At 73.8% G+C, this 16,587-nt stretch carries 15 protein-coding genes; 7 read left to right on the top strand and 8 right to left on the bottom strand.

All coding sequences use genetic code 11. The features are described 5' to 3' along the window. The first annotated feature begins 50 nt into the window (after positions 1 to 50). Positions 51 to 929: an AAA family ATPase gene (locus tag ACILRH_RS19700; protein ID WP_395695769.1), complete on the top strand. Its 879-nt coding sequence runs from the start codon at positions 51 to 53 to the stop codon at positions 927 to 929. 18 nt (positions 930 to 947) lie between these two features. Next, positions 948 to 2,330: a VWA domain-containing protein gene (locus ACILRH_RS19695; protein ID WP_395695768.1), complete on the top strand. Its 1,383-nt coding sequence runs from the start codon at positions 948 to 950 to the stop codon at positions 2,328 to 2,330. Between the two features lie 176 nt (positions 2,331 to 2,506). Here ACILRH_RS19695 and ACILRH_RS19690 read toward each other — a convergent pair whose 3' ends face one another. From ACILRH_RS19690 to ACILRH_RS19675, 4 genes are all read right to left on the bottom strand, one after another. Next, positions 2,507 to 3,727 (bottom strand): hypothetical protein, encoded by a 1,221-nt coding sequence (locus ACILRH_RS19690; RefSeq protein WP_395695767.1) that lies wholly within the window; start codon positions 3,725 to 3,727, stop codon positions 2,507 to 2,509. Then, positions 3,724 to 4,014, bottom strand: a complete 291-nt coding sequence (locus ACILRH_RS19685) for a hypothetical protein (protein WP_395695766.1) — start codon at positions 4,012 to 4,014, stop codon at positions 3,724 to 3,726. Before ACILRH_RS19685 ends, ACILRH_RS19690 begins: the two co-directional genes overlap by 4 nt. Before the next feature lie 58 nt (positions 4,015 to 4,072). After that, positions 4,073 to 5,269, bottom strand: coding sequence for a pyridoxal phosphate-dependent aminotransferase (locus ACILRH_RS19680; protein ID WP_395695765.1), 1,197 nt, complete (start codon positions 5,267 to 5,269; stop codon positions 4,073 to 4,075). A 106-nt stretch (positions 5,270 to 5,375) separates the two neighbouring features. Then, a complete protein-coding gene (locus tag ACILRH_RS19675; RefSeq protein WP_395695764.1) occupies positions 5,376 to 6,839 on the bottom strand; it encodes an FAD-binding protein in 1,464 nt (487 codons plus the stop codon). A gap of 92 nt (positions 6,840 to 6,931) precedes the next feature. Between ACILRH_RS19675 and ACILRH_RS19670 the strand changes: the two genes are divergently transcribed. After that, entirely contained in the window at positions 6,932 to 8,443 is a 1,512-nt protein-coding gene (locus ACILRH_RS19670; protein WP_395695763.1) for a potassium/proton antiporter, read from the top strand. A gap of 8 nt (positions 8,444 to 8,451) precedes the next feature. Here the strand turns inward: ACILRH_RS19670 and ACILRH_RS19665 are convergent, their stop codons facing one another. The 3 genes from ACILRH_RS19665 to ACILRH_RS19655 all read right to left on the bottom strand — a co-directional run bounded on the left by ACILRH_RS19665 (position 8,452) and on the right by ACILRH_RS19655 (position 9,533). Then, on the bottom strand, positions 8,452 to 8,958 hold the full coding sequence (locus ACILRH_RS19665; protein ID WP_395695762.1) for a LytR C-terminal domain-containing protein: 507 nt from the start codon (positions 8,956 to 8,958) through the stop codon (positions 8,452 to 8,454). Then, positions 8,958 to 9,254, bottom strand: coding sequence for a type II toxin-antitoxin system VapB family antitoxin (locus tag ACILRH_RS19660; RefSeq protein WP_395695761.1), 297 nt, complete (start codon positions 9,252 to 9,254; stop codon positions 8,958 to 8,960). Before ACILRH_RS19660 ends, ACILRH_RS19665 begins: the two co-directional genes overlap by 1 nt. 81 nt (positions 9,255 to 9,335) lie before the next feature. Next, positions 9,336 to 9,533, bottom strand: coding sequence for a hypothetical protein (locus ACILRH_RS19655; RefSeq protein ID WP_395695760.1), 198 nt, complete (start codon positions 9,531 to 9,533; stop codon positions 9,336 to 9,338). 159 nt (positions 9,534 to 9,692) lie between these two features. On the opposite strand from ACILRH_RS19655, the gene ACILRH_RS19650 reads away from it, so the two are divergent. Then, positions 9,693 to 10,142 (top strand): nuclear transport factor 2 family protein, encoded by a 450-nt coding sequence (locus tag ACILRH_RS19650; RefSeq protein ID WP_395695759.1) that lies wholly within the window; start codon positions 9,693 to 9,695, stop codon positions 10,140 to 10,142. Positions 10,143 to 10,245: 103 nt separating this feature from the next. On the opposite strand, the gene eccCa is transcribed toward ACILRH_RS19650, so the two are convergent. Then, positions 10,246 to 14,220, bottom strand: coding sequence for a type VII secretion protein EccCa (gene eccCa / locus ACILRH_RS19645; protein WP_395695758.1), 3,975 nt, complete (start codon positions 14,218 to 14,220; stop codon positions 10,246 to 10,248). A 61-nt stretch (positions 14,221 to 14,281) separates the two neighbouring features. Here eccCa and ACILRH_RS19640 point away from each other — a divergent pair, with 61 nt between their 5' ends. The 3 genes from ACILRH_RS19640 to ACILRH_RS19630 all read left to right on the top strand — a co-directional run bounded on the left by ACILRH_RS19640 (position 14,282) and on the right by ACILRH_RS19630 (position 16,475). After that, the gene (locus ACILRH_RS19640) at positions 14,282 to 15,682 is read left to right on the top strand and encodes a hypothetical protein (protein ID WP_395695757.1); all 1,401 of its coding nucleotides are present in this window, start codon (positions 14,282 to 14,284) and stop codon (positions 15,680 to 15,682) included. 126 nt (positions 15,683 to 15,808) lie between these two features. Continuing rightward, positions 15,809 to 16,144: a WXG100 family type VII secretion target gene (locus ACILRH_RS19635; RefSeq protein WP_395695756.1), complete on the top strand. Its 336-nt coding sequence runs from the start codon at positions 15,809 to 15,811 to the stop codon at positions 16,142 to 16,144. Between the two features lie 34 nt (positions 16,145 to 16,178). Further along, positions 16,179 to 16,475 (top strand): WXG100 family type VII secretion target, encoded by a 297-nt coding sequence (locus tag ACILRH_RS19630; protein ID WP_395695755.1) that lies wholly within the window; start codon positions 16,179 to 16,181, stop codon positions 16,473 to 16,475. Positions 16,476 to 16,587: the final 112 nt, after the last annotated feature.

Below are 16,587 nucleotides of genomic sequence, written 5' to 3'. Positions count from 1 at the left end.
CGACGTGGGACGCGCGGAGGTGACGGGGTCGGGTGGTGGAAGATGACGGCATGCCCCTGCCCAGCTCCTGGTTCGGCTCGCCGGACGACGCCGCCACCCGTCTCGCCGCCCACGGCTACCTCGCCGACCCGGCGACCGCCACGACGGCGTACCTGGCCGGGGCCCTGGAGAAGCCGTTGCTGGTCGAGGGACCGGCCGGGGTCGGCAAGACCGAGCTCGCCAAGGCGGTGGCCCGGGTCACCGGCGCCGAGCTCGTGCGGCTGCAGTGCTACGAGGGGCTCGACGAGGCCCGGGCGCTCTACGAGTGGAACTACAAGAAGCAGCTCCTCCGCATCCAGTCCAGCGGTGACCAGTCGTGGGAGGAGACCCACGACGACATCTTCACCGACGAGTTCCTGCTCACCCGCCCGCTGCTCACCGCGATCCGTCGCGACGAGCCGACGGTGCTCCTCGTCGACGAGGTGGACAAGACCGACGTCGAGGTGGAGGGCCTGCTGCTCGAGGTGCTCTCGGACTTCCAGGTGACGATCCCCGAGCTCGGCACGGTGGCGGCGGTACGCCGGCCGTTCGTCGTGCTCACCTCGAACGCGACCCGCGAGCTCTCCGAGGCCGTGAAGCGGCGCTGCCTCTACCTGCACCTGGACTACCCCGACGCCGAGCGGGAGCGGCAGATCGTCACCAGCCAGGTGCCCGACCTCGAGGACCGGGTCACGCACGCGCTGGTCGACGTCGTGCACCGGCTCCGCGAGCTGGAGCTGAAGAAGGCGCCCTCGATCGCCGAATCGGTCGACTGGGCCCGGACCCTGGTGGCGCTGGAGATCAGCGAGCTCGACCCGAAGGTCGTCAACGACACGCTCGGCGTCATCCTCAAGCACGCCTCCGACCACGACAAGGCCGTACGAGCATTGACGTCGGCGCGCCAGCCGTAACCACAGCCGTCACCAACGATGAGTCTCGTCCACCGCCATATCTCCTTCCTGGAGGCGCTGCGGGCCGCCGGGCTGTCGGTGTCGCTCGCCGAGGACCTCGACGCCGTCGCCGCGCTCAGCGCCCTGCCCTGGGACCGGCGGGAGGTGGTCCGCGCGGCGTACGCCGCCACCCTGGTGAAGCGGCAGACCCAGCGCCCCACCTTCGACGCCCTCTTCGACCTCTACTTCCCGGGCCGGGTCGGCGACGGCGTGGCGGCCGAGAGCAGGGAGGACGACGGGCCGGTCGCCGACAACGCCGACGCGTTGCGCGACTTCCGCGCCGAGCTGCTCGATGCCCTCCTCGACGACCTGACCGACTCCGGAGCCGACGAGCAGGCGCTGCGGGACCTCGCGGCCGAGATGGTCGCGCGGTTCGGCGCGATGCCCGGGCGGGGACCGGGCCTGTCGTCGTGGTCGGCCTACACCGCCCTGCAGCGGGTCGCTCCGGGCGAGCTCGTCGACCGGATCGTGCAGGCGCTGCTCGACGACGGCCGCACGCCGGACCAGGCGCGCCGGGAGGCGAGCCGCCGGATCGGTGCCTTCACGGCGATGGTCGAGTCCGACGCCCGCCGGCGGATCGCGGAGGAGAAGGGGCCCGACCACGTCGCGAACGTCGCGGTGCGGCCGTCGATCGAGCGGCTCGACTTCACCGCCGCGCGGCGGGCCGACCTCGAGCAGATGCGGCGCGAGATCTACCCCCTGGCGCGTCGGCTGGCCACCCGGCTGACCCAGGAGCACCATGCCCGCCGTCGCGGGCCGCTGGACTTCCGGCGCACCGTCCGGGCCTCCATCTCGACCGGTGGGGTCCCCCTGGTCACCCACCACAAGCCGAAACGGCCGCACCGCACCGAGCTCGTCGTGCTGTGCGACGTCAGCGGGTCGGTCGCGAGCTTCGCGCAGTTCACCCTCCTGCTGGTCTACGCCCTGCGCGACCAGTTCGAGAAGGTGCGGGCCTTCACCTTCATCGACCACGTCCATGAGGTGACCGAGCACTTCCGGCCCGGTGCCGACCCGGCCGACGTGCTGGCCGACCTCGCCGCCAGCACCGCGCACGCCGCGCTGTGGGGCCGGACCAACTACGGCCGCGCGTTCGCGAAGTTCGAGGAGAAGCACGCCGACGCGCTCGGCCCGAAGTCCTCCCTGCTGGTGCTCGGCGACGCGCGCTCCAACTACAGCGACCTGCACCTCGACGTGCTGCGTCGGCTGACCGACTCCGCACGGCACGCGTGGTGGCTCAACCCCGAGCACCGGCGGCACTGGGACACCGGCGACTCCGCCGCCTCCCGCTACGGCGCCGTCGTGCCGATGGTCGAGTGCCGCAACCTGGTGCAGCTCGGGGAGTTCGTGCACGACATCCTCTGAGGGCAGGACGGTTCGGACCGGTCGTGTGCCTCACACCGACCCAGGGGTAGGTCTCGAGCACACGACCCGACACCGGGCGACACCGGGCGACGCCGGACGAAGCCGGACATGTGGAGACGGCCGTGCGTGCTGCACCCGTGCGCTTCGAGTGGGTGGCCGCCGAGGCGGAGGGCTGCTCACGGCGCCCGCACCACCTGGAACACCTGGCTGCTGACCCTCGCGGGCACCGGTCCGTCGCCGGCGAGGAAGCCGGCGTCGCGCAGGCTCTGCAGCTGCTCGACGACCGCCGGGTCGCCGGACGCGTCGACCGCGGCGGCGCCGTTGAGGTAGTGCCAGTAGTCGTGCTCCCCGACGACCCCGTCCGCACCGCCGTGGTCGGCGAAGGTGACCGTCACCTGCTCCACCGATGCGGCGTTGGGGGCCCCGTCCACCAGCGGCACCACGTCGCCCTCGTGCTCCAGCGACAGCACGTGCGTGCCCGCGGGGAACCCAGCGACCTGCGCGGTCGGCGATCCGGCGGTGACGACGTGGGTCACGTGGAACCGGCTGCCCTGCGACAGGATCGCCGCCGCGGTCATGCCGCCGAGCGAGTGTCCGACGAGCAGCACCGGGTCGCGCCGCCCGATCCCGGCGTCCGCCATCGCCGCGAGCACGCCCCGCTGGTAGCTGGTGGGCTGCCCGCCCATCGTCCGCAGGTCGGTGCCGAGGTCGCGGACGTCGTCGTCCTGGCGCCAGGGCAGCGTCGCGATGTCGTCGGTGCCGGGCAGGTAGACGATGTGCCGCGGCGGCCCGGTGCCGTCGGCCAGGGTCTGCACCGCGATCGTCCCGTTGTGCGGCGATTCCGGCCCGTCGGAGAGGGCAGCCACCTGCTGCAGGTGGCCGACCAGGTCGTCGAGCTCACGCGGGGCGGTGGTGGACCCCGGCACCCGGTCGTCGGTGGGGCGCACCACGGGGTGCCCGTCCGACCCGTAGAGCAGCGCGAGGAGCCCGGCGTTCCGCGGCGGCCGGGTGATGCCGACGGCGTGCTCGACGACGGCGGCATCGAGGCGCTGCAGCCAGGACCGGACCTCCTGGTCGCCGGCCTCGAGGAGCCCGACCGCCTCGCGGACCAGCACCGCCGTCTCCTCCCACCGGACCGACGCCGTCAGGGCACCGTCCGGTCCGCCGGTCGCCACCGCCAGCGCCAGCTCGGCGGCCGCGAAGGTCGGTGGCGACAGGGGTGCCGAGCTCGCCAGGTCCGGCTCGGCCGCGGTGCGGAGGTCCGCGGTGCCGCAGGCGCGCAGCTCGTCCCCGGCGAGGTCGCAGGCCGCGGCCAGGGCCCGCGCGGCGGCGTACACCACGGCCGGTCCGCCGGCGCCGCCGGCCACGTGGGTGATGACGACGTCGGGCCCGCTCACAGCAGCTCCTCGACGGCGTGGATCGGTGCCGCGAGCAGGTCGACGGCGAGATCCACCCGCCGGGCGTGCTCCTCCAGGGCGTCGGCGGCGTCGTCGTGGAGGGCGGCGCACCGCAGCAGGGCGGCCACGCGGTCCTCCACGTGGCGGCGCATCGCGTCAGCGGCGACGCCCTGCCAGGGCACCTCGCGGGCGCTGGACCAGAGGCGGGGTGCGAGGTCGCGGATCTCCTCGGCCCGCTCGCGCAGGTGGCCGGCCAGGGCCCGGATCACGCTCGTGTCGGCGAACATGGCGGCAGGGTCGCCCGCCCCGTCGCGCGGGGCAACGCCCGGTGGGTCGACCTGTGGATCAGAGCGCGGCGGACCCGACGACAGCGGTCAGGCGGTCGAGCGCCGCCTCGATGTCGGCGCCCTGCCCGGCGAAGCTCAGCCGCACGGACCGGCCGCCGTCGACGGTGTCGAAGTCCACCCCGGGCGCCATCGCGACACCCGTGCGGGCGAGCACCTCGTGGCAGAACGCCATCGTGTCGTCGGTCAGGTGACCGACGTCTGCGTAGACGTAGAACGCACCGTCGGCCGGCGCGAGCCGGGTGATCCCGAGCCGGGGCAGCCCGTCCAGGAGCAGCGCCCGGTTGTCGGCGTACCGGCGGACGTGCCCGTCGAGCTCGGCGTACGACGCGTCGTCGAACGCGGCGAGGCACGCGTGCTGGGCGAGCACCGGCGGGCAGATCGTGAAGTTGCCGGTCAGGACGTCGGTCGCGCGCCGCAACCGGTCGGGGACCAGCATCCAGCCGATCCGCCAGCCCGTCATCGAGAAGTACTTGGAGAAGCTGGAGAACACCACGGCCTCGCGGCTGGTCTCCCAGGCGCTGCGCGCCAGCCGGTCGCCGCCGGCGAGCGGGGCGTACTCGATGCCGTGGTAGATCTCGTCGCTGATCAGCTGGATCCGCTCGGCCTCGCAGTACGCCGCGAGCGCCGCGAGCTCGCTGGGCAGCAGCATCGTGCCGGTCGGGTTGGCGGGGCTCGCGACCACCAGCCCCGCGAGCGGCGCGGACTCGTGAAGGGCGGCGACCTGCTCGACGGTCGGCTGGAACCGCGTGTCGGGCCCGGTCGGCACCTCGACGACCTCGCAGCCGAGGGCCGCGAGGACGTTGCGGTAGCAGGGGTAGCCGGGCCGGGCCATCGCCACCCGGTCCCCGACCTCGAATGCCGCGAGGAAGGCCAGCAGGAACCCGCCGCTGCTGCCCGTGGTCACCACGACCTCGTCGGGGTGCACGTCGATGCCGTGCGCCCGGCGGTGGTGGCCGGCGATCGCCTCGCGCAGCTCCAGGATCCCGGCGGCGGGGGTGTAGCCCAGCGGGTCACCGGAGTCCAGCAGCCGCTTGGCCGCCTCCCGGACCGGCGCCGGGGCGCCCGTGCTCGGCTGGCCGGCGAGCAGGTTGAGCAGGTCGCCGTGGCTGCGCTGGCGCGCGCTCGCCGCCGCGAGCAGGTCCATGACGTGGAACGGCGGCACGTTCGCCCGGCTGGCGACCTCCCACCTGCTCATGGGGCGAGCCTAGGGGGTGGATGGATCCCCGGCTGACCGGGGAAACCTGACGTTGTCAGGGGTTGCAACACCCGACAACGTCATGAATCCCCGGCTGACCGGGGATTCATCCACCGGCCGCGGCCCGACCGGCCCGGCGGCCGAAGAAGGAGCCCTCGCCGAGCTGGGTGCCCGAGCAGTAGCCCTTGCCGTCCTGGGCGATGTTGGAGGCGCAGGCGCCGGCGGCGTAGAGGCCCGGGATGACCGAGCCGTCGGGGCGCTGCGCCTGGCCGTCCACGGTGACGCGGATGCCGCCGAGGGTGAAGCCGGCGTACATCGCGTGCCCGAGCCGGAGGTCGAAGACCGCCCACGGGCCGGTGTCCTGCGGCGCCAGCCACTCCGGGGCCTTGTGGAGGTCGAGGTCCTCACCCGCCGCGGCCATCGCGTTGTAGCGCTCGAGCGTGTCGGCGACCGACCCCTCCGGCAGCCCGAGCGCGGTCTCGAGCTCGGCGATCGTGTCGTAGGCGTCGATCATCGGCACCAGCATCGAGTAGCTCGCGAGCTCGCCGTGCTCGCTGTCGACGATGAGGTACGCCGCCGAGTCGCGCTGCTCCATGACGAACTGCGAGGTGCGCGAGTGGTAGCTGTCCTCGGCGACGAAGCGCCGGCCGTCCTCGTTGACGATCAGCCCGGTCAGCAGGATCGACGGCGGGTAGAACGGCGCGGTGATGAACGGCTCCTCCATGTGCTTGAGCTCGGCGCCGGCCGAGCGGCCCAGGCGGATGCCGAGGCCGTCGTCGTACGTCGACCCGAGCGTGAACAGCTTGGAGCCCAGGGCCGGGGTGTACTCGGCGACCATGTCCGGGTTCATCACGAAGCCGCCGGCCGCCAGCACCACGCCCGAAGCGGCGATCACCCCGGTCTCCTCGAAGCGGCGCCAGGCCACTCCGACCACCGTCCCGGCGTCGTCGGCGACCAGGTTGGTCGCGCCGGTCTCGTAGCGGACCTCCACCCCGGCCTCCTCCAGCCGGTCGCGCAGGAGGTCCAGGACGATCCGGGTGCCCTCGGTGTCGCCGGGCACCGGCACCTTGTGTCCGCGCGGGGCGGGCCGCGCCAGCTCGCGGAACGGCCAGACCTTCTCGTTGCCGGTGAACATCAGCCCCTGGGTCCCCGGCTGGATGACCGCCTTCTCGGGGTAGAAGGAGCGCTCGAACTCGAAGCCGAGCGCCTCGAGCCACTCGAAGTGCTCGACGGAGCCGTCGCAGTAGGCGCGGATCTTGTCGTGCTCGGGCTCCTTGGAGACCGCCACGAGGTAGGCGAACATGTCGTCGGGGGTGTCCTCCCAACCCGTCGCCTCCTGCACTGCGGTCCCACCGCCGAGGTAGAAGTGGCCGCCGGACATCGAGGACGTCCCGCCGTGGATGGCCGCCCGCTCGAGCACGAGGACACGGGCGCCGGCGCGGGCGGCCTCCAGCGCCGCGCACCCACCAGCGATGCCGAAGCCGACGACCACGACGTCGTACCGCTCGGGGTCGGTGCCGAGCACGGAGGCGTCGAGGACCGGGGGGACGGCGGTGCCGGCGGAGCTCATGGGCGAAATCTAGAACATGTTCCAGTTCCGTGCGACCACCCGGCCCTCGCTAGAGTGTGGCTCCGCCGCCCCGACGAACGCCGAGGTGACCCGTGCTCGACGTGCACCAGCTCGACACGTTCGTGCTGGTGGGCTCTGCAGTCACCCTGCTCGCGATCCTCGCCGTGCGGGTGTCCACCCGCGCGGGCCTGCCCAGCCTGCTGATCTACCTGCTGATGGGCGTCGCGCTCGGCGAGTCCGGCATCGGCATCCAGTTCGAGGACGCCGAGCTGGCGCACGCGCTGGGTTTCGCGGCGCTCGCCGTGATCCTGGCGGAGGGCGGCCTGACCACGAGCTGGCGGCAGATGCGGCCCTCGATCCGGCTCGGCGTCTCGCTCGCGACCGTGGGCGTCGCCATCTCGGTGCTCGTCGTCGCCCTCGGCGCGCACTTCGTGCTGGGGCTGCCGTGGGAGCTGTCGGTGCTGCTCGGCGCGGTCACCTCCCCGACCGACGCCGCCGCGGTGTTCTCGGTGCTCCGCGTGGTGCCGCTGCCCAAGCGGCTGACCGGCGCCCTGGAGGCGGAGTCGGGGCTCAACGACGCCCCGACCGTCGTGCTGGTGACCCTGGTGTCGACCGGGGCCGCGGCCGACCACGGGCTCCTGGCCATGCTCGGCATCATCGGCTACGAGCTGGTCGCCGGCACCCTGCTCGGCCTTGCCGCCGGGTTCGGCGGGGCGTGGATCATGCGCCGCGCGGCGCTCCCGTCGTCCGGCCTCTACCCGCTCGCGGTGCTCACCCTCGCGTTCCTGGGGTACGGCGCCGCGTCGGCCGCCCACGCGTCCGGCTTCGCCGCCGTGTACGTCGCCGCGCTCGTGCTCGGCAACGCCGACCTCCCCCACCGCACCGCCACCCGGTCCTTCGCCGAGGGCCTGGCCTGGCTGGCCCAGATCGGGCTGTTCGTCATGCTCGGACTGCTGCTCTCGCCGGGCCGCATCGACCTGCAGATCGTGGGCTATGCGGTCGGCGCGGGGCTGATCCTGACCTTCGTGGCCCGGCCGCTGTCGGTGCTGGTCAGCGCGGTCGTCCAGCCGATGCCGTGGCGGGAGCTGGGGTTCATCTCGTGGGCGGGGCTTCGGGGCGCGGTCCCGATCGTGCTCACGACGATCCCGCTGGCCGAGGGGGTCACGGACGCGACCGAGCTCTTCGACCTGGTGTTCGTGATGGTCGTGATCTACACCCTCCTCACCGGTCCGACCCTGCCGAGGGTGGCGCGGGTGCTGAAGGTCGTCCGGCGGTCGGAGCCGCGCGGGCTCGAGGTCGAGGCGGCGCCGCTCGAGCGGGTCGCCGCCGACCTGTTGCAGGTGACGATCAGCCCGGTGTCGAAGATGCACGGCGTCGAGGTGGGCGAGCTGCGGCTGCCCCAGGGGGCCGCGGTCTCGATGGTGGTCCGCGACGGCGAGACGATCGTGCCCGAGTGGCGCACGGTGCTCCGGCACGGCGACGACCTGCTGGTCGTCACGCCCCGCCGGCTGCGGTGGCGGACCGAGGAGCGGCTGCGCCAGGTCAGCGAGCACGGGCGCCTCGCGCAGTGGCTGGGCGGCCGGCGCTCCCGGCGTACGGGCTAGGCGCCGCCTCAGCCGACCGGCGGGCTGCAGATGAAGGCGTCGGCCTTGGCGACGACCCCCCGGCGACCGCCCGAGACCTGGGTGAACTTGTCGCCGACGACGACCGTGACGCCGGGGCCGATGCCCTCGCGCCGCTCGATGTCGACGGACTTCCCGAGCCAGCTCGCCACGAGGAGCACCGCCGGGCTGGTGGGCTGGGTCGTCCAGATCTGGACCGTCGACACCTTCGCGTCGGAGGGGGCGTTGGCGTCGGTGCCCTTGCTGAAGCCGATGTCGGACAGCTGCTGCTTCACCCGGCCCGCGAGACCGTCGCGGGTGCCGGCGTTGTAGACGCTGACGGTGACGTCCTGCGGGTAGACCTTGTCGCCGGCGGACACCGCCCGGGTGACGCACACCGGGGTGTCGACCTTGCCCGGCAACGGCTGGGTGGCGGCGGCCCAGCCCCACAGGGCCGCGACCACCACGAGCACCCCGAGCACCGACAGCGTGACGGCGGACCGGGCGCTGGCCGACATCAGCCCTCCAGGGTGTGGACGCGGGCGTGCAGCACGCTGCGCTGCTGGAGGGCGGCGCGGAGCGCCCGGTGCAGTCCGTCCTCGAGGTAGAGGTCACCGTCCCACTCCACGACGTGGGCGAACAGATCGCCGTAGAACGTGGAGTCCTCGTCGAGGAGGGCGTTGAGCTGGAGGGTGTCCTTGGTCGTGACCAGCTGGTCGAGGCGGACCTGGCGCGGCGGCACGGCCGCCCACTCGCGCGACGACAGCCCGTGGTCGGGGTAGGGACGGCCCACGCCCACGCGCTTGAAGATCACGCGGCGAGTGTAACGAGGGCGGGGTGGGCCGGGCTCACCCCTGGCGGGTGCCCGCCCGGCCGCGGGACACCCGCCCGGGGCTCACGCGGTCCAGCGCACCGCGTCGTCGAAGTGGTCCGCGAGGGCGTGCACGCCGCGCAGGTCGGTGCGCTCCTCCATGAGGGAGGCCAGCGCCTGGGCGTGCCGCAGCCGCAGCTGCGTCCGCTGCTCGCGCAGCCGGTCCAGGGTGTCGGGGTTCGTGCTGTCGGTGGTGCGCACGTCCGGGGTGGGGTCGTCCATCGCAGGCCTCCTGGCTCGGGTCCGCTCGGGTGGGGCGGACTTCGGTCCTCAGCGTGCCGAAGCGAGATCGCCACGAGGTTGACCCGGCGTTACGAGCAGGTCAACGACAGCCGCGGAAGTGCGTGACCTGGCTCACCGGGTGGCCTACGTTTGCGTCTCGTGGACGACCTCACCGCGATCAGCCAGCTGAAGTACCGCTACCTGCGCTCCCTGGACACCAAGGCCTGGGAGGAGTTCGAGGACTGCTTCGTGCCCGAGGCGACCGGTGACTACAACGGCCTGGTCTTCGAGGACCGCGCCGCCCTGGTCACCTACATGCGGACCAACCTGGGCGAGGGGCTGCTGACGATGCACCAGGTCCACCACCCCGAGATCACGGTGGAGGGCGACACCGCCCGGGCCCGCTGGTACCTGCAGGACAAGGTGATCGTCCCGGCGTTCTCCTTCATGCTCGAGGGCGCGGCGTTCTACGACGACCGCTACGTGCGCACCCCGGACGGCTGGCGGGTCGCCCACACCGGCTACCGACGCACCTTCGAGATCACCTACGACCTCAAGGACCTGCCCGGCACGAAGGTGAAGGGTCCGGGCGAGCACACGCACGTGTGAGGGGTGCCGGTTTACCCGGTCGACCGGGTAAACCCTCGCTTGTCGGCCAAAGCTTCGTCCGACAAGCAATGGTTCTGGCCGACAAGTCCGGCGGGCTGAGCAGTCAGAGACTCGGCTCGCACCACGCCATCTGCACGACCTCGACCCCGCGGTCGCGGGTGACCAGCCGCCCGCGGCCCGGCGGGGCCGGCTGCGGCTTGACGGCGCCGAGCAGGGGACCCTCGTCGGGACTGCCGGACAGCAGCAGGCCCGGCGCCGCCAGGTCGCGAAGCGACTGCACCACGGGCTCGTAGAGGGCGCGCGAGGCGCCGCCGGAGCGGCGCGCCACCACCAGGTGCAGGCCGACGTCGCGGGACTGGGCGAGCAGCGGCTGCAGCACGGCCACCGGCGAGCCCTGCTGGGTCGCGACCAGGTCGTAGTCGTCGACGAGCACGAACACGTCCGCCCCGCTCCACCACGACCGGGTCCGCAGCTGGTCCGGGGTGACGTCGGGCCCGGGGATGCGGCCCTCGAGGTAGGACGCCAGGTCGCGCAGCGCCGGCTGGGCCTGGGCGCTCGAGGTGAGGTAGTCGACCAGGTACTCCTCCGGCACCTCGCCGAGCAGCGACCGGCGGTAGTCGACGACGACGAGCTGGGCCTCCTGCGGCGTCCGCGACCGCATCACCTCGTGCGCGACCGCCCGCAGGACCGCGCTCTTGCCCGACCGACCGTCGCCGAAGAGCAGCAGGTGCGGGTCGGCGTCCGGGTTGAGCCCGACCGCCGCGAGCTCGCGCTCGTCGACCGCGAGCAGGAGCCGGCGGTCGTCCGCCGGTGCCATGGCCCGTACATCGTCCAGCGAGATCCGCTCGGGCAGCAGCCGCAGCTTCGGACCGACCGGCCCCGGCCACGCCGCGGCGACCCGCTTGACGACGTCCTCCACGCCCTCGCCGAGGCTCTCGGAGTCCGGCGTGCCGTCGATGCGCGGCAGGGCGGCCAGCACGTGCACCCGGCCCGGCACCAGCCCGCGGCCCGGCCGTCCGGCAGGCACGAGGGCCGCGACCTTGCGGTCGATCTCGGAGTCCATCGGGTCGCCGAGGCGCAGCTCGATCCGGGTGCCGAGCAGGTCGCGCATCGCGGCCCGGAAGTCCGCCCAGCGGGCGGCGCCGACCACCACGTGGAGGCCGAAGGTGAGTCCGCGGGTGGCGAGCTGCTGGATCTCGGCCTCGAGGTCGTCGAAGTCCGACCGCAGGGTCGACCAGCCGTCGACGACGAGGAACACGTCGCCGTACCCGTCGTCGGCGCGCCCCTCGCGCCGGCGTGAGCGGTAGGTCTCGATGGAGTCGATGCCCTGGGCGCGGAACCACGCCTCGCGACGGTCGACGACCGTGCGGACCTCCGCCACGATCCGGCGTACGACGTCGGGCTCGCTGCGGGTGCCGACCCCGGCGACGTGCGGCAGCCCGGTGAACGGGGCGAAGCTGCCGCCACCGAAGTCGAGGACGTAGAACTGCGACTCCCGCGGCGTCGTCGTCAGCGCGAGGCTGGTGACCAGCGTGCGCAGCAGCGTGCTCTTGCCGCTGCGCGGCCCGCCCACGACCGCGACGTGCCCACCCGCGCCACCGAGGTCCACGGTGAGGGTGTCGCGCCGCTGCTCGCGCGGGCGGTCCACGGTCCCGAGCGGCACGACCAGCCCGCCGCCGCGCCGCCAGCGCGGCGACACCAGGCCGAGCTCGGGGTGCTCCTCGAGGTCGGGCATCAACGAGTCCAGGGTGTCCGGGACGTCCAGCGGCGGCAGCCACACCTGGTGTGCCGCCGGGCCCCGGCCGGCCATCTGGCCCACGGCGAGCTCGAGCACGGTGCCCTGCTCGCCGGCGGGCTCCGCGACCACCGGCTCGGGCTCCGGCACCTCCGCCGGGTCGAGCTGCTGCACCTCGGAGATGGTGAACGGCAAGATCCCCTGCACGTGCCCGCCCTCGTCGCGCCGCACGCGCGCGCGGCCGGCCGGCGGGCCGGAGACGTACGCCGCCTTGAACCGCAGCATCGTGGTCGGGTCCGGCTTGAGGTAGCCCAGGCCCGGGTCCGCCGGGAGCTCGTAGGCGTCGGGCACGCCGAGCACCGTGCGAGACTCCGCCGCGCTGAACGTGCGCAGACCGACGCGGTAGGACAGGTGCGACTCGAGGCCGCGCAGCCGGCCCTCCTCCAGGCGCTGCGAGGCCAGCAGCAGGTGCAGGCCGAGCGAGCGGCCGAGTCGGCCGATCGCCACGAACAGGTCGATGAACTCCGGCTTCGCCGAGAGCATCTCGGAGAACTCGTCGACGACGACGAACAGCGACGGCAGCGGCGCCAGGTCCTCGCCGGCGGCGCGGGCCTTCTCGTAGTCGCGGACCGACGCGAAGTTGCCGGCCTCGCGCAGGAGCTCCTGGCGGCGCACCATCTCGCCCGACAGGGCGTCCTGCATCCGGTCGACCAGGGTCAGCTCCTGGGCCAGGTTCGTGATCACCGCGGACACGTGCGGCAGCTCGGTCATGCCCGCAAAGGTGGCGCCGCCCTTGAAGTCGACGAGCACCATGTTGAGCTGCTCGGGGGAGTGGGTGAGCGCGAGGCCCAGCACCAGCGTGCGCAGGAACTCCGACTTGCCCGAGCCGGTCGCGCCGATCACCAGGCCGTGCGGTCCCATGCCCTGCTGGGCGGACTCCTTGATGTCGAGGTGGACGACCTGGCCCCCCTCGCCGAGCCCGATCGGCACGCGGAGGCGGTCGCGCGCCGGGCGCGGTCGCCAGGCCGTGCCGACGTCGAGCGAGCGCACGTCACCCAGCCCCAGGAGCTCCATGAAGTCCGAGGGGCCGGTGATCTCCCCGGTGGCCGGCTCGACGGTGCCGGTGGTGGCCGGGCGCAGCGGCGCGAGTCGACGGGCGAACGCCTCGGCCGTCGCGAGCGAGCACTGGTCGGCGGTCGCCCGCACCGGCTCCTCGCGCAGCCGGAGCGCGAGCACCGGCACCCCACCCGCCGTGGCCTCGCCGCCGACCTGGATCCGCAGCCGGGTCGCGTCCTCCAGCTCGTCCCAGCGCTCGGGCAGGTCGAGCACGGTGACCCCGTGCAGCCCGTCGGGGGGTACGACGTGGTTGCCGGGCGGCAGCTCCGCGCCGTCGACCACCAGCAGCAGGTGGGGGGTCGCCGGCCGCTCGTCAGCGCCGAACCGCGGCCGGTCGCCCAGGTCGGCGGGCAGCAGCCGGGCCAGGTCGGTGAGCGAGGTGGACACCATCCGCATCGGCCCGACAGCGTCCGCCTGCTCGCTGCTCAGCGCGTGCGGCAGCCACTTGACCCAGTCCCAGTGCGCCAGGTGCCGGTCGGAGGAGAGGACGGCCACGACGAGCTGGTCGGGGGAGTGGAACGCGGTGGCCGAGCAGATCAGCGACCGGGCCAGGGCGCGCGCCGGCTCCTCGGGGCCGCACACCTCCACCCGGTCGAAGGCCCGCAGGTCGATCGAGGCGGGGAGGTCGGGCTGGAGCCGGTGGACGACGAGGAGCCGGTGGAGGGCGGACGCGGCCGCCGGGTCGACCTGGTCGATCGGGGTGCTCTCGGGGGGGACCAGCTCCAGCGACAGCGGCTGCGGGCAGACCCCGTAGCGGACGTGGAGGAACTCCGGGTCCGAGGGCCCGTGCTCCCACACCCGCGACCGCTCGTCGGCCAGGGCCGGCAGCGAGCCCGGGTCCGGGTGGTGCCAGGTCAGCGCCCGGCGCTGCTGGTCGGCGGCCTCGCGGGCGACCGAGCGGACGGTGGCCAGGTAGCGCAGGTACTCGGTGCGCGAGCCGGTGACCTGCTGCGCGCGCTGCTTCCGCTGCCGGTCGATCTGGACCACGATGAAGCCGAGCGTCGCGAACAGGAACATCCCGGCGGCGATGAAGCCGCGGCCGCCGGTGGACCGCCCCATGGTGGCGACCAGCACGATCGAGCCGAGGCTGCCGAGCATCGGGATCGCGTTCATCAGCACGCCGCTGGCGCCCTCGATGGGCTCGAGCTGCGGCGGCGCCTGCAGCACGATCTGGCCGGTCGGCACCTCGGGCGCGTCGAGGCGGGTGCCGCGGAGCGTCGTGGTCACCTGCTGTCCCTACCCTCGCGCGGCGGGGTTGACGCCTGCCCGATGCGGGGAGGGTGACGACGTGGTCGACACCGTCGCTGAAGCCCGCCCTGCCCCGGCCGGCCCCGGTGTGCTGGCGTTGAGCGTGCACGGCGCCGCCGGTGTGCTCGACCTGGTCGTGCCGGCCGGGGCGAGCGCCGGCGACGTGGCCGACGAGTACGCGCGGCGCACCGGGGCCGCCGTGGTCCCCGAGCTGTGGACCCGTGCCGGTGTCCCGATCGACGCCGAGGCCCCGCTGGAGCGCGCCGGCGTCACCCCGGGCGCGCTGCTGGTGGCGACCACCGGCGCACCGGCACCGGCGGGTCGCCGTACGCCGGCGGCGGAGTCGCGCGCGGCCGGGCCCGAGCCGGCGCCGGGTGCTGCGGTCCTCGGGTTCGGCGCGGTCGGCCTGGCGGCGCTGCTCGCCGGCTGGTGCGCGGCGACGGCGGAGGGGCCGGCTCGCGGCGCGGCGTTGGCGCTGCTGGTGCTCGGGGCCGTGCTGGCCGTGCTGCCGGTCGGCAGGTTCGCCGCCGGGCGTCTTGTGGTCGCCCCGGCGTTCGGAGCGGCGGTCGCGCTGGCTCTGGCCTGGGACGCGCACGCCGAGCGGATCCCCCTGGTCCTCGGGGCCGCCGGGCTCGCCGCGGCCGTGGTCGCGGGCGTGGGCCGGGCGCTGGAGGAACGGTGCGAGGAGGCGCTGCGGGTCTGGGTGCTCGCCGGTGCCGGGCTGTTCGCCCTGACCGGCCTCGCGACCCTCGTCGGCGCGCCCCCGCGCGCCACCTGGGCGGTGCTGCTGACCGGCGCGGTGCTGGCGGCGCGCTTCGTCCCGGCGATGGCGATCGACGTGCCGGACCAGTACCTGCTCGACCTCGAGCGGCTCGCCGTCACGGCCTGGTCGGCTCGCAGCCGGCCGCCCGGCAAGCGCGGCCGCTCGGTCGTGCCCGTGGACGGTGTCGGTGCGGTGGCCGCCCGCGGCACCCGGCTGGTGGTCGCCGCCAGCGCGGCCGTCCTGGTCCTGACCGCGGTCGCGGCGCCGATGCTGCTGGCCACCGCGACGCTGCCGATCGACCGGACCGGCGCGCGCTGCCTCACTTTCTTCGCCGGTGCCGCGCTGCTGCTCACCGGGCGCAGCCACCGGCACCTCCCGGCGCGGTTGCTGCTGCGCGCCGCCGGTCTGGTCTGCTGGCTCGCTCTCTCGGTAGCGGTGCTCGGGTCGGTCGGCGACCGGGGGACCCGGTGGCTCGTCGTGCTGGCCCTCGGCCTCGGTGCGGTCCTCGTGGTCGTGGGGGTCGCGGCCGGTCGTGGCTGGCGCTCCGCGTGGTGGTCGAGACGGGCCGAGGTCGCCGAGGGACTGTGCGGCGCACTGGCCGTCGCGTCGCTCGTGGTGGCCGCCGGCTGGTTCCGGGAGCTGTGGGAGCTGGCCAGCCTGTGGGAACTCGGTTCCTGAGGTTTAGTGGGGAAGGGCCCGGGTAATCGCCCAGGGTCCGGCTCGGGACGAGACCGCGTCGGATCGCCATACAACAGACGCGATTCTCGGGCGGCTGGGGCCGTGACGGGGGAAGGAGATGGCGACATGTCGCAGAGTTCATCGGGGGCAGGCGCACCGGAGATGGGGCAGGGTGAGCGCACCCTCACCCGCGCAGCAGGACTCGTGGCCGACGCGAAGGCCGACTTCGACTCGATGAGCCGCACGCTCGACGGCCAGATCGCCGGGCTGCAGGGCAAGTGGGCAGGTGCGGGCGGCAGCGCGTTCTTCGCGCTCCACCAGGCCTGGACCCAGAAGCAGGCGGTCATCACCAACGCGCTCAACGAGTTCGAGGCGTCGCTGACGTCGACCGAGCGCGACAACATGAGCACCGACGAGGCGCAGTCCTCCAGCTACAACCGCTTCGCCGGCCGGCTCGGCTGACGGCGGACACGACTCGGGAACAGGAGTGACAGAGATGAGCCTCGACGGACTTCGTGTCAACCACGCAGGTCTCGACACCGCGGCGGAGGACCTCGGCCGCACCGTGAAGCAGATCGACGACCGGCTCAACCGGCTGGAGTCGGAGCTGGCGCCGCTGCGCAGCGACTGGACCGGCAGCGCCCAGCAGGCCTACCAGACCGCGAAGGCCAAGTGGGACGCGGCGATGCAGGAGATGAAGGCCCTGCTGGCGGAGACCGGCACCACGGTCAGCCAGTCGAACCAGGAGTACATGGCCGCCGACCAGCGCGGCGCGGCGTCGTTCGACATCTGACCCGACACCGCACGCGCACCAGCGATCGCGGGGGCCGGCGCCCGGCGCCGGCCCCTTCGTGGACCCAGCTCCATGGACCCAGGTCCATGGACCCACTTCCATCGACCCACTT

The organism is Nocardioides sp. (assembly GCF_044226765.1).
GTDB lineage: Bacteria > Actinomycetota > Actinomycetes > Propionibacteriales > Nocardioidaceae > Nocardioides.
The sequence above is the reverse complement of the archived record's forward strand: the minus strand, read 5'-3'. Positions and strand labels throughout refer to the sequence as shown.

Bases quoted from the DNA above. Each gene is read 5' to 3' on its own strand.
- ACILRH_RS19680 (WP_395695765.1), bottom strand. From the start codon at position 5,269: ATGAGCAGGTGGGAGGTCGCCAGCCGGGCGAACGTGCCGCCGTTCCAC.
- ACILRH_RS19635 (WP_395695756.1), top strand. From the start codon at position 15,809: ATGTCGCAGAGTTCATCGGGGGCAGGCGCACCGGAGATGGGGCAGGGT.
- ACILRH_RS19665 (WP_395695762.1), bottom strand. From the start codon at position 8,958: ATGTCGGCCAGCGCCCGGTCCGCCGTCACGCTGTCGGTGCTCGGGGTG.
- ACILRH_RS19685 (WP_395695766.1), bottom strand. From the start codon at position 4,014: ATGTTCGCCGACACGAGCGTGATCCGGGCCCTGGCCGGCCACCTGCGC.
- ACILRH_RS19630 (WP_395695755.1), top strand. From the start codon at position 16,179: ATGAGCCTCGACGGACTTCGTGTCAACCACGCAGGTCTCGACACCGCG.
- ACILRH_RS19675 (WP_395695764.1), bottom strand. From the start codon at position 6,839: ATGAGCTCCGCCGGCACCGCCGTCCCCCCGGTCCTCGACGCCTCCGTG.
- ACILRH_RS19700 (WP_395695769.1), top strand. From the start codon at position 51: ATGCCCCTGCCCAGCTCCTGGTTCGGCTCGCCGGACGACGCCGCCACC.
- ACILRH_RS19695 (WP_395695768.1), top strand. From the start codon at position 948: ATGAGTCTCGTCCACCGCCATATCTCCTTCCTGGAGGCGCTGCGGGCC.
- ACILRH_RS19655 (WP_395695760.1), bottom strand. From the start codon at position 9,533: ATGGACGACCCCACCCCGGACGTGCGCACCACCGACAGCACGAACCCC.